This is a genomic window from Rhodobacter sp. 24-YEA-8 (genome assembly GCF_900105075.1).
Classification (GTDB): Bacteria; Pseudomonadota; Alphaproteobacteria; order Rhodobacterales; family Rhodobacteraceae; genus Pseudogemmobacter.
Genome location: NZ_FNSK01000005.1, coordinates 1 through 13,892 on the forward strand (window position 1 = coordinate 1; position 13,892 = coordinate 13,892).

Below are 13,892 nucleotides of genomic sequence, written 5' to 3' on the forward strand. Positions count from 1 at the left end.
GTGAGCCGGGTCACATAACTCACGCTGCCGCCGGAGACCGTCCACCACTGATGTTGCCCGCCCTTTGACATCAGCGCGTGATTGCCCAGAAACCGCAACAGGGGCCCCGCCGGAAAGGCACCGATATCGCGCGCCGGCGTCGACCAGATCGCGCCGCAGATGGGATAAAGGTAATGGTCCCGGAAGCGGGTTCCGAGGCCGAGCTCCGTGATCAGAGCTTCGATGGTGAGGTCAGCCCGCCCCGCTGCCGTCTCCGTTGCCCGCGCGTTAAAGCGCAGAATATCGCGGATCATGCGGTGAAAGCCCGGCCGCAGCAGGTTTGAGCGCTGCGCGAACAGCGCATTGGCCGAACGCAGCGCAAATTCAACCGCGCCATTCCCCAGCGAGACGCCAAAGCTCATATCGCTGCGCTGCACCGGCACATCAAGATCACGAAACAGCGCGGTCAGATGCGGATAATTGGCATAGTTGAAAACGATGAACCCGGTATCCACCGCCACATCGCCCCGCTTGCCCGCCATCACCGTACGGGCATGCCCGCCAAAGCGCGGTGCGGCCTCGAACAGGGTGACCTGATGATGCCCCGACAGCAGCCAGGCGGCTGCAAGGCCAGAAATCCCGCCGCCGATGATGGCGATCTTCTGTGGTGCGTTGCGTGTCAGGTCAAAAGGCACATCCGCCCCCTCAGCTTGTCTGTCTGTGATTACGCAGCCGTGCTGGTCCCGGATCACCAGGCCCGGCCGGAATTGCATTTTTCACTGCACGGTGATCTGTTGCACCGGCGCGGGCGTATCCAACCCATGATGTCAGAGAGCCGCAGCACGCTGAATGTGATCACCGCGCCCGATCCGGGCGTTGCACTGCCGTATGGAGGCGCCCGGACGACCGCGAAGGAGAGCGGGCTTTTGTCATCAGACACAGCACCAGACGCTGCGCCAGACATGGGGGGCGAGACCAATCCGACCCTGTGGTTGCTTGCGGTGCGCGACCAGCGCGACCGTGCCTCCTTTTTGTTGTTGTTCCAGCATTTTGCCCCCCGGCTGAAAGCCATGCTGATGCGTGGCGGCCTGCGCGATGGCAGCGCCGAGGATGTGGTGCAGGATGTGATGCTGGCGGTCTGGCACAAGGCGGCGCAGTTCGATCCGCACCGGGCCGAGGCCAGCGCCTGGATCTACCGCATCGCGCGCAACCGCCATATCGACCTGATCCGTCGCAAGCCGCCACCCGAACCCGATGCGCTGATCGAACCCGAAGGCTCTGAGCCCGATGCCGCACAGATCCTCGCCCTCGGGCAGGAGGCTGCGCTTTTGCGCCGGGCTCTTGATGCGATGTCACCGGATCAGGCCCGGGTGCTGGAACAGGCCTATTTCGAGGATATGCCCCATAGCCGGATCAGCGAAATGACCGGGCTGCCCCTTGGCACCATAAAATCGCGGATCCGGCTGGGGCTGGACCGCCTGCGGCGCGACCTGAACGATCTGAGGCAGCCATGACCGCCATCACGCATCATATTTCAGACGCATTGCTCGACGCCTATGTGACCGGCAGTCTTGGCCACCCGTTTGCCGTGGTTGTGGCGGCGCATCTCTCGCTCTGCGATGCCTGCCGGGCGCGGGCAGAGGCAGCCGAGATGCTGGGGGGCAGCCTGCTTGACCGCCTTGCCCCCGCCCCCCTCAGTGCGGGGGCGCAGGATCGCCTGCTGGCCGCGCTGGACGATGCGTCGCCGCCGCCACTGCAGTCGACGGCCTCAGGTATTTTTCCCGCTGCTGTCATGCAGGCGCTTGGTGGCCAGCCGCCAAAATGGCGAATGCTGGGCGGTGGGATCCGCCAGCAGATCCTGTCGGCCGACAGCCAGGGCTCGCTCCGGCTGCTTTATATCCCGCCGGGGCGGGCGGTGCCCGCACACAGCCATGGCGGGCTGGAACTGACCCTGGTGCTGCAGGGTGATTTTTCCGACAGTGAGGGCCGTTTCGGCCCCGGTGATGTGGAAATTGCGCATGATGAAATCGACCATCAGCCGGTCGCCGGGCCGGACGGGCCCTGCATCTGTCTGGCCGCGACCGATGCGCCTTTGCGGTTTCGCGCGATGATCCCGCGTCTGTTGCAACCGCTGTTCAGGATCTGATCCGATGGGCTTTGCCGGCAAGACGGTCTGGATCATCGGCGCGAGCGAGGGCATCGGCGCGGCCCTTGCCCGGGCGCTCTCGCAAGAGGGCGCGCGACTGATCCTGTCGGCGCGCAATCAGGCCGCGCTGGAATTCCTGGCAGCCGGTTGCCATGAGGCCAAGGTTCTCCCCCTCGACCTGGCCACACCGGGGGCGCTCGCGGATGTGGCGGCCGGTCTTACACCCGGCAGCCTCGATGCGGTGATCTGCACCGCCGCGCTTTATGATCCGGGCCGGGTTTCCGATCTGGACCCGGAGGCCACGGCGCGGCTGGTGGCGGTCAATCTGCTGGGGAGTTTCGAGATCGCCCGCCTCGCACCACCATTGTTGCGCGATGGCGGGCAACTGGTCCTCTTCGGCTCGGTCGCGGGATATTTCGGCCTGCCGGGCGGGCAGCCCTATAGTGCGACCAAGGCTGCGGTAAACAACCTGGCCGAGACCCTGCGAACCGAACTGGCGCCGCGTGTCGACGTGCGGCTTGTCTGCCCCGGGTTCGTCGCGACCCGGCTGACCGCGAAGAACAGCTTCCCTATGCCCGCGATGCTCACAGCGGAAGAGGCGGCGCAGGAGGTGATCCGTGGTCTGAAGGGGCGTGCCTTTGAGATCCATTTTCCCAAAAGGTTCACCCGGACGATCAAATGTCTGAGGGCACTGCCCTATGCGCTCTCGCTGCGGTTGACCGGGCGGCTCAGGCCAGGCGACCGCTGAGCGCCGCCACCCCGGCCCAGGCCGCAAAGCCGGTCAGAACCGTGCCCCAGAGCCCATCGGCCAGCACCTGTTGCCAGGACCAGTCTGCCAGCGTGGCGTAATTCGTCATTTCATAAGTGCCATAGCACATCGCCCCGAGCAGCGCCCCGAATGCCAGGGCCTGCAACGGTGCCCCGGCTTTCAGCGCGGGCAAAGACACGAAGAACAACAGCCCCGCTATATAGAACAGGTAGAAAACCACCGCAGGCCCCAGCCGGAGCGGCGCGGCCAGCAGATGCCCGATATGGGTCTCGAATATCGGACGGATAATGTAGCGGATGCCAGCCATATCGAGGCCCAGAAAGACCACTGCCGTCACCGCGTAAAGAAGAATGGCCTGGCCCATGGTCTGCCCCGTGCTGTCAACCGCATCCATCGGAATACGCGACGCGGGCAGAGTTGGATCACGTCGCATTCTTGCTTTGAGTGCGATCCCTGCCCCGAAGACCGCGCCGGGGGCCTGCATCCTGCGACAGATGCCAGATACTGCGTGCGAAAGGCGGATCCCGGCAGGGAAGATATGCCGCTGGCGTCAGATCTGAGCGGATTGCGGTTCTGCCGCCCCGATTTCGGCAAGATGCGCCAGAAGAACCGGCAAAGCGGTGGTCTTCCAGGCCAGCCAGGCCTCTTCCAGTTCTGCCGCGCTGCGGGTCTTTTTCAGGGTCGCCAGACCGCGCAGGAAAATCGCAAAAGTCCCGTCGAGGAGAAGCAGGATGCGCTTGTCCTGCAAGGCCGCCGCGCCGAAGGCCAGTTCATACATCCGTTTTTGCAAAGCGCGCTGCGAGATCGCATAGTGATGCATCCGTGTGCCGAGCTCGGGATTGGTGCGCGCGGCCAGCAACAATTCCCCCACCACTTCGAAAATGCGCCCCATGGCGACAAGGCGCAGCTGCTCCAGTGCGGCATCGGCACGGGCGGGCATATCACGCGGCAGTTCCGCCATGCGCACCTCATATTCCGCGACACTGCGCTGGAACAGGGCATCAACCGACGCGGCCAGCAGATCCTCGCGCGTGCCGAAATGATGCAGATGGGCGCCATGGGTCACCCCGGCCCGGGCCGAGATCGCGGCAATGGTGACTTTCTGATAGCCGCTTTCCCAAAGCTGCTCGATGGCGGCATCGATCAGCTTTTGCCGGGTCATCAGGCTTCGCAGCTGGGGCGGGCGGGCCTTTTCGATCTTTCGCGGTGCCATACTCACTTCCGGGTGTCAGGTCAGACAGGATTTTTGTGCCCCTAGCAGGGCTGATGAAACACCTTTGCGCGGATCGACCTGCACCAGAACCGACAGACCCGAGGCGACCAGAAGGTCATCTTCGAAGATCTCATGCGACATGTCAAAAGAGCTGTTGCCGATCCGGCTGACCACGGAACGGGTGACAAGGCGGCGCGCTGCGACCGGCTGGGCGTGAAAATCGACGCGCAAAGAGACCAGGCGCCATTCGACATCCGGGGCCTGCGGAATGCCGGCCAGAAAATCCAGCCGTGCATCCTCGATCAGCTCTGCCAGTTTCAGACTGTTGACATGGCCCATCGCATCGCGGTCGGCAAAGCGCAGTAACGCCTCGCGGCTATGGCGGGCCGCGGTCATGCCACCACGCCGATCCGGGGCCGCATATTGAAGGCCTCGCGCACATCCGTCGAACTGGCCAGTTTGATGTTCAGCTTGTCGAGGATCTCGGCGATCAGATTGACCTGTTCGGCATTGGATTTCGCGAGCTCTCCTTTGCGGATATAGAGCGCATCCTCCAGCCCGACCCGGACACCACCGCCGCGACAGGCCGAGGCCGTGCCGAAGGCCATCTGCTGACGGCCGGCGGCCAGCACCGACATATAGTAATCATCCCCGAACAACCGCTCGGCTGTTTCGTAGAAATGCTCAAGATGGCTCGGATGGACGCCGACACCGCCAAGGAAGCCGAAGATGAACTGCACCATCATCGGGCCGCGGATAATGCCCTGATCGCGCAGATATTTCAGGTTGTAGAGATGCCCGATATCATAGCATTCACATTCAAAGACCACACCCTCGGCTCCGAGTTCAGTCACGATATCTTCCAGCACCTGGAAGGAATTGACCGAATATTTCGACTTGGATTCAAGCAGGAACTGCTCTTCCCAGTCATATTGCCAGTCTTTTTTCTTGCCCGCCATCAGGTGAAAGCCGAAATTGATCGAGCCCATATTGAGCGAGACCATATCGGGTGACATCGCACGCGCGGCGGCGAGCCTTTCGTCCATGGTCATGCCGGGTGCGCCGCCGGTGGTGATATTGACGACCGCATCACAACGCGCCCGGATCCCCGGCACGAACTGGCCATAAACCGCCGGGTCGGCGGTTGGGCGGCCATCATCCAGACGGGCGTGAAGATGCACGACAGCGGCGCCTGCGGCATGGGCCTCGACAGCGGAATCCTCAATCTGTTTCGGAGTGATCGGCAGATAGGGCGACATGCTCGGGGTATGAACACCCCCCGTCACCGCGCAGCTGATGATGGTCTTATTGAACTTGAACATTCGGCATTCCTTGTTGCGGCGAAGCGCGGGATCAGACGTTTTACCGCTCAGACGCGGGCGAAGGGGGCGACCATTTCGCTGGAATAGCCCTCAAAATTACCGCAGACGGCCAGTTTCTGGCCGCTGACATGACGCGCCTCGTCCGACAGAAGAAAACGCACGCTTTTCGCGATGTCCTCGCCGCTGACCATGGCTTTCAGCGAGGTGCGCGCGGTGAATTCCGCGATGGCCTCGTCAAAGCTGATGCCACGGGTATCGGCCTGGGCCTGGGCCACGGCTTCGATCCTGACGCCCTCGACGATACCGGGCACCACCACGTTCGAGCGGATGCCCCAGGGGCCAAGCTCCATCGCCATGGTCTCGGACAGCATTTCCAGCGCGGCCTTCGACACGACATAGGGCGCGCGCTGCGGAAAACCGTTGCGGGTACAGGCCGAGGAAATCGACACAATCGCCCCGCGCCGTTGCTTCTTCATTACGGATGAAACGTTCTTGATCAGAATCGCGGCGGAAATCACGTTGATCCCGAGCACGCGTTCCCAGTCTTCGGCAGAGATGGAATCGATCAGACCGGTCGGCCCTGCGATCCCGGCGCAATTTACCAGCCCCTCGATCGGCACAGGGCCAGAGGAGAGCTCGGCAACAAGCGCCTCGACCTGCCCGGAATCGCTTACATCGCAGGGGTAATGCAGGATCCCTGCCCCCGTTTCGGCAGGCGCGTTGAAAGGGTCCAGCGCCACGGCCGTCCCACCCTGAGCCGCGATTTCACGACAGATTGCAAGACCGATCCCTGCGCCACCTGCCGAGACGATGTAGTAGCCCTGACGAAGCATCTTCCCGTCCTAAAAATTATTCTTGTAATGTTTTGCTTGACTAGATCATGCACGTCAACAATTCTGTTTCAAAAAATGAACCGGGAGGTGACGGTGGAATTTGGTGTGGTCATCGACCATTTGCCGCTGCTTGTCGGCGGGGCCCTGCGCGGCGTGCTCTACGCGGTGGGGGGCTTTGTCATCGGCATCGCCTGTGCGGCGCTGATCATCCTTGGCCGCATGGCCTGGGGGCGTTGGGTGACCATCCCCAGCCAGATCTTTGTCGAGATTGTCCGCAATACGCCCTTTTTGCTGCAGGCCTTTTTCCTGTATTTCGGCCTCGCGAAACTTGGAGTGACGATGCCGGGCTATGTCGCGGCTATCATCATCGTGACCTTCAATTCCGCGGCCTATGCGACCGAGATCCTGCGCTCGGGGATGCTCGGCATTCCGAAAGGCCTGCTTGAGGCCGGCGACTCACTTGGCTTCACCGCCCTGCAGCAATTCCGCCATGTCGTAGCGCGGCCGATGCTGCGCGCGGCACTTCCGGCGCTGAGCGGCCAGTTCATCATCATCATGCTGAACACCTCGCTCCTGTCGGCCATTGCCATTCCCGAGCTGAATTACGAAGCCTCGAACCTCGCCTCGACCAGTTTTCGTCCGTTCGAGGTCTATGTTGTCGTGGCCGTGATCTATCTGGCGCTCTCTTCGGTCTTTGCCGGGCTCTTTGCCCTGATCAGCCGGCGTGTCAGCGGCAGCTGGGGCAGCGAGCGCCGCATGCAGGATGTTGTCTGATGCGTGAATTCAGCCAGAATCATATGATCCTGATCCTTCAGGGCCTGGGCTGGACGATGGCCCTGACCCTCGCCGCGATGGTCTTTGGCGGCATTCTGGGACTGCTGGTCGCGGTCCTGCGCAGCTCTCCCAATCGCTGGATCTCCCTGCCCTCGGCTGTCCTGATCCGGCTGTTCCAGGGCATCCCGCTGGTTGTCGTGATCTTCATGATCTATTTCGGCATCGCCCGGACCGGCTATAATGTCTCACCCTTCGTTGCCTGCACCGTGGGGCTGTCGCTTTTTGCTGCGGCCTTTCTGGGAGAGATCTGGCGCGGGGCGCTGCTTGCCATTCCGCGCGCGCAGTGGGAATCCGCCGACAGCCTCGGCATGACCAGCTTTCAGATGCTGCGCATTGCCATCCTGCCGCAGGCGCTCAGGCTTTCGGCCCCGGCAACGGTGGGCTTTCTGGTGCAGCTGGTAAAGGCCACCTCGGTCTGTTCGATGGTCGGCTTTGTCGAGCTGATGCGGGCCGGCCAGATGGTCAATGGCACCACCTTCGACAGTTTCCGCGTCTTTGGCATCGTCGCGGCGCTTTATCTGCTGATCAACCTGCCCATGTCCTTCGCGGCGAAGCGCCTCGAAAAGCTGAAGCTCTGAGAGAGGGCCCATGTCACTCATCGAACTGAACGCCGTCACGAAATCCTACGGCACCCATCAGGTGATCTATGATGCCACGCTGTCCATTGCTGCGGGCGAGGTGATTGCGCTGATCGGCAAAAGCGGCTCTGGCAAGAGCACGCTGCTGCGCTGTCTGAACGGGCTGGAGCAGATTTCGGGCGGCAGCCTGACAATTGCCGGCACACCGATCAGCTATGAAAAGGCAAAGCTGCGCGCTTTGCGCCGCAAGGTCGCCATCGTTTTTCAGGGCTATAATCTCTTTCCGCATATGACGGTAGAAGACAATGTGGCGCTTGCGCCGCGCGTCACCGGCAAGGCGAGCGGAGCAGAGGCGCTGAAGCTTGCCCATCGCTATCTGGAACGCGTCGGTCTGGCCGACAAATTCCGCGCCCATCCGCGCGATCTCTCGGGCGGCCAGCAGCAGCGCGTCGCCATCGCGCGCGCCCTTGCCGTGCAGCCCGAGATCCTGCTGCTTGACGAGGTGACGGCGGCGCTTGACCCCGAACTGGTGGGCGAGGTGCTCACGGTGCTGGGCGAGCTGGCGGAACAGGGCCTGACCATGGTTCTGGTGACCCATGAGATCGCCTTTGCCCGCAGGGCCGCCAACCGCATTGCCTTCATGCATCAGGGGCGGTTGCACGAGGTCGGCCCGGCAGAGGCAACGATCAGTCAGCCACGGACCGCCGAGCTGCAGAAGTTTCTTTCTGCTGTCCGCTGACAACCAATAACAGGGAAGATGGAGACTAAGATGATCAGACAATTCAGCAAGGTTGCAGCCGGTGCCATGGTCAGTCTGGGCCTGGTTCTCGGGGCGGGAATGGCTGTGGCAGAAGATCTGCCGGCCATTCTGGAAAAGAAAAAGATCGTGATCGGCGTGCAGAATGACCTGCCGCCCTATAGCCTGATCGGCGATGCGAACCAGCCCGTCGGCCTTGATATCGATGTGGCCCAGGAAATCGGCAAGCGCCTCGGGGTCGAGGTCGAGCTGGTGGTCCTGACCGGCGCCAACCGTGTGCCCTATCTGATCTCGAACCGGGTTGACGCCGTGGTCGCAACCATTGGCATCACGCCCGAACGCCGCGAGGCCATTGGCTTCACCCGCCCCTATCTGGTGTTCCGCACTGTCATGGTGGCGCCGAAGGATCTTGATGTCACCAGTAATGAAACCATCGGCGACAGGGTTGTGGGCGTGACCCGCGGCACCATGATGGATCCGCTGATCACCAATGGCGCGCCCGCCGGCACCAATATCCAGCGCTTTGACGATGATGCGACGACCTCGGTCGCCCTTGTCACCGGCCAGGTCGACATGATCCCCACCGGCGAAGCCATCGTGATGGAAGTGATCCGCCAGAACCCCGCACGCAATCTGGAAATCAAATATGTCATGGCCAGCACCTATGCCGGCATTGGCGTGAACAAGGACAATACCGCGCTGGTGGAAAAGCTGGACGAGGTGATCACCGGGATGGAGGCCGATGGCAGCCTCGGCGCGATCTATCTGAAATGGATCGGCAACGAGATGCCCGACCTGCCCAAATCGCTGGATGAGCTGAACTGAGCCGCAAACGGCCGCCTGCGGCGCGCCTGTGCGCCCTCGCCCCGTCGCAGTTGCCCCGTCGCAGATGCGATGCCGCACCTCTGGCGGGGCACTTGTTTTCCTGCCGGAGACCTCACCGATGACCGTTGCCCTGCCCGCCTCCCTTGCCGATGGCGCTGCCGAAATGCGCACCTGGCTGCGTGCGCTGCATCAGATGCCGGAGCTTGGCTATGAGGAGCATAAAAGCGCGGCCTTCGTGGCGGCGCGGCTTGGCGAGATGGGCCTGGAGCCGGTCACCGGCATCGGCGGCACCGGCGTTGTTGCGGTGCTGAAAGGCCAGGGGCTGGCGCCTCCGATCGGATTGCGGGCCGATATGGATGCGCTGCCAATTGAGGAAGCGAGCGGCCTTGACTGGGCCTCGCGCGTGCCGGGCGTCATGCATGCCTGCGGGCATGACGGCCATATGGCGATGCTGCTGGGTGCGGCGCGGCATCTGACAAAGGCCCCGCCCCCGCCCGGAGATGTCGTCTTCATCTTTCAGCCCGCCGAGGAAACCGGCGCCGGGGCGGCCGCAATGATCCGCGACGGCTTGCTTGAGCGGTTTGATATCCCGGAGATTTACGGGCTGCACAACTGGCCGGGGCTGGAATTTGGCCGCTTTCTCGCCTGTGACGGCGCGCAGATGGCGGCTGTCGATCGTTTTGACATCACCCTGACCGGCACGGGTTGCCATGCCGCAATGCCGCATCTGGGGCGCGATGCCCTGCTGGGGGCAAGCCAGCTGCATCAGCTCTTGCAGGGGATCGTGGCACGCAATGCTGATCCTCTGGACAGCGCGGTGGTCTCGGTCACCCAGGTCCATGGCGGCGAGGCCTATAATGTTCTGCCGGAAACCGTGGTGATGCGTGGCTGCACCCGCAGTCTCAGCGCCGAAATGCGTGACCTGATTGAGACGAGGATGCGGGGCATCAGCACCGGGCTGGCCGCGAGCCTCGATCTGAAGATCACGCTCGACTATCACCGCGGCTATCCCGTCACCCAAAACAGCGCAAAGGAAGCCGGTCTCGCGCGCGAGACTGCGCTCCGGATGCTTGGGCCCGCTTCTGTCGATCCCGCGCCGAAACCCTCGCTGGCCTCCGAGGATTTCGCCTATTTCCTGGAGAAACGCCCGGGCTGCTACGGCTTTCTCGGTGCGGGCCCCGGGCCGGCACTGCACAGCCCGCGCTACCGCTTTAACGAAGACCTCCTGCCGGTCGGCGCGGCCTGGTGGGTGGGGCTGGCGCAGCGGGTGGCGCTGATCTGACCCGCTGGTCCCGAAATCTACGCCGGGGCGTCGTTTAAGACCTCCGCCGCGCCATGGCATTTCCGAGGATCGTTACGGTCGGTCCTTGCGGCGATATTGCGGATCATCCAGCCCGATCACTGTGATGAACCCCGGCAGGGCGCGGATCCTGCTGATCCAGGCGCGGATCGCCGGATAGGGCTCCAGCGGGATATCCCCCATCGGGGCCAGGGCGACATAGGGAAAGACCGAGATATCGGCAATGGTCGGGCGGCCCAGCACCAGCCAGTCCTGCCCGGTCAGCGCGGTCTCGAGGATCTCAAGCGATTTCAGACCCCGGATGCGGGCCTCGTTCAGGGTGACCGCCTCTTGCTGGAAGCCGACGCCGTTATAGGTGCCTCTGAACGAGACAATGGCGCGGGCGGTAAAGACACCATATTGGATCCAGCTGGCCGAGAAGGCGAGCCAGTCGATGATCCCGGCCTGCTCGCCCGTATCCCTGCCACCCCAGCCTTCGGGCGCATAGGTGCCGGCAAGCCAGGTCAGGATCGCGGCGGAATCGCGGAAGATGCGGTCGCCATCGACCAGAACCGGCACCTCGCCCCGCGGATTGATCGCAAGAAACGCCGGGCCATGATGTTCATCCCCCGGCAGATCGACCTCATATTCCTCAAGCGTGATCCCGGCGAGTGCGGCGAACAGCCGGATCTTATAGCTGTTGCCGGATTCGAAATTTGTATAGAGTTTCGGCACATTGGCCTCCCGTTTCATTTGAGGGTCAGGCCGCGTTGCGAGGCCATGGTGAAGATCGCGGCCAGCACGATAACGGCGCCTTTGATCATGGTCTGGGCGAAATCCTGGACGCCCATCTGGTTCAGCCCATTGACCAGAACGGTGATGATCAGGACGCCGAGAAAGGTGCGCCCGACCCCGCCGACGCCCCCCGAAAGCGCGGTGCCGCCGACCACAATCGCTGCGAGGGAATCAAGCAGGGCCGTCGAGCCGAGCGAGGGCCCGCTGGAGCCAAGCTGCGACGAGATCAGCAGCCCCGCCAGCGCCGCCGTCACCCCCGAGGTGACAAAGGCCAGGATCTTCACCCGCCTGAGCGCGATCCCGGACAGCCGCACCACCCGCTCATTGCCGCCGATCGCATAGATATAAAGACCGAACCGCGTCCGGTTGGTGATCAGGGCCACCAGGGTCAGCGCGATCAGCCCGATCATTGCCGAATTCTGCACGCCCGGAATCCATTGCCCGATGGAAAGCGACAGCACCCCCGGCGCGTCGAAATAGATCGAGCGCCCGCCGATCACCGTCAGCCCCAGCCCGGCAAAGAAGGAAAGCGTGCCAAGCGTGGCAATAAACGAGGGCACTTTGCCGAAGGTGAAGATCAGCCCGTTCACCAGCCCCGCCAGCGCGCCGACAAGGATCACGACGAGGATGATGAGGATCGGCGCAGTGACCCCGAAATTCACCACCCGGGACAGGATCGCCGCTGTCAGCAGGATGATCGAGCCGACCGAGAGGTCGATGCTGCCCATAAGAATGACCAGCGTCGCGCCAAGCGCCACCAGCAAAAGGATCCCGGCCTGCCCGCTCATGATCAGGAGATTGGCCGGGCTGAGAAAGGAGTCCGCCCGCAGCGCGAAGAAAAGGATCAGCGCCGCCAGCACAGCAACCGGCAAGAGATCCCCCGGCCGCAGCTGCCTCAGCCAAAGGCGGGCAGGCTGCAGGGTAAGACTATGGTCAGACATGGAGTTTTCCTGAAACACTGGCCAGCGCCGCCAGCGGTGCTGGCGGGGTCACTGACGGAATTGCGGTTGGTGACAGACCCGCCGGGATCATATCGGCGACGATATCGGCCTCTGCCGGTTTCGCCTGCGGCGGCGCGGCGATATCGCGGGTGATCCTGCCTTCGACCATCACGAGGATCCGGTCCGAGAGGCCGATCAGCTCGGGCAGGTCATCACTGACGATCAATACGGCAATGCCCGCCGCCGCCGCCTCGCGAATGGTGCGGTAGATCGCCTCGCGCGCGCCGCTGTCGACGCCCTGGGTCGGGTTTTCCAGCACCAGAACCTGCGGCGCCCGTTCGAGCCATTTTGCCAGCAGGACCTTTTGCTGATTGCCGCCCGACAGCGCCGAAACCGGGCTGTCGATGCCTTCGGGTGCCTTCACCTCCAGCGCCTGGAAACGGCGTTCTGCGGCCGCGCGGGCTGTTGCCTGCCGCCAGACCCCCAGCCTCGTTGCGAAAAGATCGCGCAGCGACGGCAGCTGGAAATTCGCGATCAGGCTGGCGCCGGTGATCAGCCCCTCGGCCTGACGGTCGCCCGGAACAAAGGCGATCCCGGCGCTGACAGCCGCATCACTGCCGGCCCCGATCCGCCTGCCATTGACCCGGATCTCGCCCTCATCGGGTTCAAGGTCACCGCCCAGCACCTGGGCCACCCGCCGTTTCCCCGATCCGTCCGTCCCGGCGATGCCGACGACTTCCCCCGGCCTGATGCTGAAGCCAAGCGGCCCGACCCCCGATGCCAGCCGCAGACCATCCACCTCCAGCCGGGCGGCCCGGGCAAGGCCGCCGTTTTGCAGATCGCCGAGATAATAATTCGCGCCGCGCTCGCGCCCGACCATCAGCCGGTGCAGGTCAGGCTCTGTCAGGCCCTGAACCGGCTGATCCGTCACCAGATCGCCGTCTTTCAGCACCACGACCCGGTCGCAGCTGCGCAGAACCTCGCCCAGACGATGCGAGACGAAGACCACCCCTGCCCGGCCACGCAGCCGGTCCAGCAGATGCAGGAAATTCTCTTCATGGCTCTGGTCAAGCGCGGTGGTCGGCTCATCGAAGAGGATCACCGGATCGGGAATATCCAGCCGGTCCGCCAGCGCCACAGCCCGCGCGATATCGAGGCTCTGGCGCAGGCCGGGGGGCAGATCGCCCACCCGTTTCGTCACCGGGACAGAGGCCAGATTGCCCGAGGCCAGCACCTCGCGCGCCGCCTCTTCCATGGCGCGCCTGTCAAGAAGGCCCGCCGCATTGCGAAACAGGCTCTCCCAGCCGAACCAGAGGTTCTGCGCCACCGTCAGAGTGCCGATCAGCGCCGGATCCTGGAAGACACGGAAGATGCCGCGCTGATTGGCCTCGCGATAGCTGCGCGGCACAATGGGTTTCCCATTCCTGCGGATCTCTCCGGCGTCTTTGGTCACAACGCCGGAGAGGATATTGAGAAGCGTGCTTTTCCCCGCACCATTCTCGCCGAGAAGGCCGATGATCTCACCGCGCCTGAGGGAAAGTGACACATTGGTCAGCACCCTGTGGCCGTCATAGCTTTTGGCGATGCCGGTCAGTTCCAGCAAAGGGGATGCGGGGGCCAT

Annotated in this window: 17 protein-coding genes; 8 read left to right on the forward strand and 9 right to left on the reverse strand. The window is 63.3% G+C overall.

What is annotated here, in order from left to right; translation table 11 throughout:
* Nucleotides 1–674 (reverse strand): FAD-dependent oxidoreductase (locus BLW25_RS21575; protein ID WP_253188615.1); only part of this gene is annotated, 674 nt, incomplete at its 3' end.
* Between the two features lie 126 nt (nucleotides 675–800).
* Here BLW25_RS21575 and BLW25_RS21580 point away from each other — a divergent pair.
* From BLW25_RS21580 to BLW25_RS21590, 3 genes are read left to right on the forward strand one after another with little or no spacing between them, the layout of a single operon-like run.
* Complete coding sequence (locus BLW25_RS21580) at nucleotides 801–1,493, forward strand: sigma-70 family RNA polymerase sigma factor (RefSeq protein ID WP_253188616.1); 693 nt, start codon at nucleotides 801–803, stop codon at nucleotides 1,491–1,493.
* Nucleotides 1,490–2,125 (forward strand): ChrR family anti-sigma-E factor, encoded by a 636-nt coding sequence (locus BLW25_RS21585; RefSeq protein WP_092904045.1) that lies wholly within the window; start codon nucleotides 1,490–1,492, stop codon nucleotides 2,123–2,125. Before BLW25_RS21580 ends, BLW25_RS21585 begins: the two co-directional genes overlap by 4 nt.
* Before the next feature lie 4 nt (nucleotides 2,126–2,129).
* Nucleotides 2,130–2,873 carry an SDR family NAD(P)-dependent oxidoreductase gene (locus BLW25_RS21590; RefSeq protein WP_092904047.1) on the forward strand — a complete coding sequence of 248 codons (744 nt, stop codon included), beginning with the start codon at nucleotides 2,130–2,132 and terminating at the stop codon, nucleotides 2,871–2,873.
* Here the strand turns inward: BLW25_RS21590 and BLW25_RS21595 are convergent.
* The 5 genes from BLW25_RS21595 to BLW25_RS21615 all read right to left on the reverse strand — a co-directional run bounded on the left by BLW25_RS21595 (nucleotide 2,854) and on the right by BLW25_RS21615 (nucleotide 6,262).
* A complete protein-coding gene (locus tag BLW25_RS21595; RefSeq protein WP_092904412.1) occupies nucleotides 2,854–3,258 on the reverse strand; it encodes a DUF2177 family protein in 405 nt (134 codons plus the stop codon). The two genes, BLW25_RS21590 and BLW25_RS21595, sit on opposite strands and share 20 nt — an antisense overlap.
* Before the next feature lie 186 nt (nucleotides 3,259–3,444).
* The gene (locus BLW25_RS21600; RefSeq protein ID WP_092904049.1) at nucleotides 3,445–4,107 is read right to left on the reverse strand and encodes a TetR/AcrR family transcriptional regulator; all 663 of its coding nucleotides are present in this window, start codon (nucleotides 4,105–4,107) and stop codon (nucleotides 3,445–3,447) included.
* A 15-nt stretch (nucleotides 4,108–4,122) separates the two neighbouring features.
* Nucleotides 4,123–4,503 (reverse strand): acyl-CoA thioesterase, encoded by a 381-nt coding sequence (locus tag BLW25_RS21605; RefSeq protein WP_092904051.1) that lies wholly within the window; start codon nucleotides 4,501–4,503, stop codon nucleotides 4,123–4,125.
* On the reverse strand, nucleotides 4,500–5,429 hold the full coding sequence (locus BLW25_RS21610) for a beta-keto acid cleavage family enzyme (RefSeq protein WP_092904053.1): 930 nt from the start codon (nucleotides 5,427–5,429) through the stop codon (nucleotides 4,500–4,502). The genes BLW25_RS21605 and BLW25_RS21610 overlap by 4 nt, the downstream gene beginning before the upstream one ends.
* A 47-nt stretch (nucleotides 5,430–5,476) precedes the next feature.
* Complete coding sequence (locus BLW25_RS21615) at nucleotides 5,477–6,262, reverse strand: SDR family NAD(P)-dependent oxidoreductase (protein ID WP_092904055.1); 786 nt, start codon at nucleotides 6,260–6,262, stop codon at nucleotides 5,477–5,479.
* An 87-nt stretch (nucleotides 6,263–6,349) separates the two neighbouring features.
* On the opposite strand from BLW25_RS21615, the gene BLW25_RS21620 reads away from it, so the two are divergent.
* The 5 genes from BLW25_RS21620 (at nucleotide 6,350) to BLW25_RS21640 (ending at nucleotide 10,538) form a co-directional block, all read left to right on the forward strand.
* Entirely contained in the window at nucleotides 6,350–7,036 is a 687-nt protein-coding gene (locus tag BLW25_RS21620; RefSeq protein WP_171909703.1) for an amino acid ABC transporter permease, read from the forward strand.
* Nucleotides 7,036–7,674 carry an amino acid ABC transporter permease gene (locus tag BLW25_RS21625; RefSeq protein ID WP_216279473.1) on the forward strand — a complete coding sequence of 213 codons (639 nt, stop codon included), beginning with the start codon at nucleotides 7,036–7,038 and terminating at the stop codon, nucleotides 7,672–7,674. The genes BLW25_RS21620 and BLW25_RS21625 overlap by 1 nt, the downstream gene beginning before the upstream one ends.
* Before the next feature lie 10 nt (nucleotides 7,675–7,684).
* Nucleotides 7,685–8,413 (forward strand): amino acid ABC transporter ATP-binding protein, encoded by a 729-nt coding sequence (locus BLW25_RS21630; RefSeq protein ID WP_092904059.1) that lies wholly within the window; start codon nucleotides 7,685–7,687, stop codon nucleotides 8,411–8,413.
* Nucleotides 8,414–8,443: 30 nt separating this feature from the next.
* Nucleotides 8,444–9,256: a transporter substrate-binding domain-containing protein gene (locus tag BLW25_RS21635; RefSeq protein WP_171909704.1), complete on the forward strand. Its 813-nt coding sequence runs from the start codon at nucleotides 8,444–8,446 to the stop codon at nucleotides 9,254–9,256.
* 118 nt (nucleotides 9,257–9,374) lie between these two features.
* The gene (locus tag BLW25_RS21640) at nucleotides 9,375–10,538 is read left to right on the forward strand and encodes a M20 aminoacylase family protein (protein ID WP_092904063.1); all 1,164 of its coding nucleotides are present in this window, start codon (nucleotides 9,375–9,377) and stop codon (nucleotides 10,536–10,538) included.
* 72 nt (nucleotides 10,539–10,610) lie between these two features.
* Here the strand turns inward: BLW25_RS21640 and BLW25_RS21645 are convergent, their stop codons facing one another.
* Genes BLW25_RS21645 through BLW25_RS21655 form a run of 3 tightly spaced genes read right to left on the reverse strand, consistent with a single transcriptional unit; the run spans nucleotide 10,611 to nucleotide 13,892 of the window.
* Nucleotides 10,611–11,288: a glutathione S-transferase family protein gene (locus BLW25_RS21645; RefSeq protein WP_092904065.1), complete on the reverse strand. Its 678-nt coding sequence runs from the start codon at nucleotides 11,286–11,288 to the stop codon at nucleotides 10,611–10,613.
* Entirely contained in the window at nucleotides 11,285–12,271 is a 987-nt protein-coding gene (locus tag BLW25_RS21650) for an ABC transporter permease (protein ID WP_092904067.1), read from the reverse strand. Before BLW25_RS21650 ends, BLW25_RS21645 begins: the two co-directional genes overlap by 4 nt.
* Nucleotides 12,264–13,892 carry a sugar ABC transporter ATP-binding protein gene (locus tag BLW25_RS21655; RefSeq protein WP_092904069.1) on the reverse strand — a complete coding sequence of 543 codons (1,629 nt, stop codon included), beginning with the start codon at nucleotides 13,890–13,892 and terminating at the stop codon, nucleotides 12,264–12,266. The genes BLW25_RS21650 and BLW25_RS21655 overlap by 8 nt, the downstream gene beginning before the upstream one ends.

Bases quoted from the DNA above. Each gene is read 5' to 3' on its own strand.
- BLW25_RS21640 (WP_092904063.1), top strand. From the start codon at position 9,375: ATGACCGTTGCCCTGCCCGCCTCCCTTGCCGATGGCGCTGCCGAAATG.
- BLW25_RS21615 (WP_092904055.1), bottom strand. From the start codon at position 6,262: ATGCTTCGTCAGGGCTACTACATCGTCTCGGCAGGTGGCGCAGGGATC.
- BLW25_RS21580 (WP_253188616.1), top strand. From the start codon at position 801: ATGATGTCAGAGAGCCGCAGCACGCTGAATGTGATCACCGCGCCCGAT.
- BLW25_RS21595 (WP_092904412.1), bottom strand. From the start codon at position 3,258: ATGGGCCAGGCCATTCTTCTTTACGCGGTGACGGCAGTGGTCTTTCTG.
- BLW25_RS21655 (WP_092904069.1), bottom strand. From the start codon at position 13,892: ATGGCCCCCGCATCCCCTTTGCTGGAACTGACCGGCATCGCCAAAAGC.
- BLW25_RS21625 (WP_216279473.1), top strand. From the start codon at position 7,036: ATGCGTGAATTCAGCCAGAATCATATGATCCTGATCCTTCAGGGCCTG.
- BLW25_RS21635 (WP_171909704.1), top strand. From the start codon at position 8,444: ATGATCAGACAATTCAGCAAGGTTGCAGCCGGTGCCATGGTCAGTCTG.
- BLW25_RS21600 (WP_092904049.1), bottom strand. From the start codon at position 4,107: ATGGCACCGCGAAAGATCGAAAAGGCCCGCCCGCCCCAGCTGCGAAGC.
- BLW25_RS21585 (WP_092904045.1), top strand. From the start codon at position 1,490: ATGACCGCCATCACGCATCATATTTCAGACGCATTGCTCGACGCCTAT.
- BLW25_RS21630 (WP_092904059.1), top strand. From the start codon at position 7,685: ATGTCACTCATCGAACTGAACGCCGTCACGAAATCCTACGGCACCCAT.
- BLW25_RS21590 (WP_092904047.1), top strand. From the start codon at position 2,130: ATGGGCTTTGCCGGCAAGACGGTCTGGATCATCGGCGCGAGCGAGGGC.
- BLW25_RS21645 (WP_092904065.1), bottom strand. From the start codon at position 11,288: ATGAAACGGGAGGCCAATGTGCCGAAACTCTATACAAATTTCGAATCC.
- BLW25_RS21610 (WP_092904053.1), bottom strand. From the start codon at position 5,429: ATGTTCAAGTTCAATAAGACCATCATCAGCTGCGCGGTGACGGGGGGT.
- BLW25_RS21605 (WP_092904051.1), bottom strand. From the start codon at position 4,503: ATGACCGCGGCCCGCCATAGCCGCGAGGCGTTACTGCGCTTTGCCGAC.
- BLW25_RS21650 (WP_092904067.1), bottom strand. From the start codon at position 12,271: ATGTCTGACCATAGTCTTACCCTGCAGCCTGCCCGCCTTTGGCTGAGG.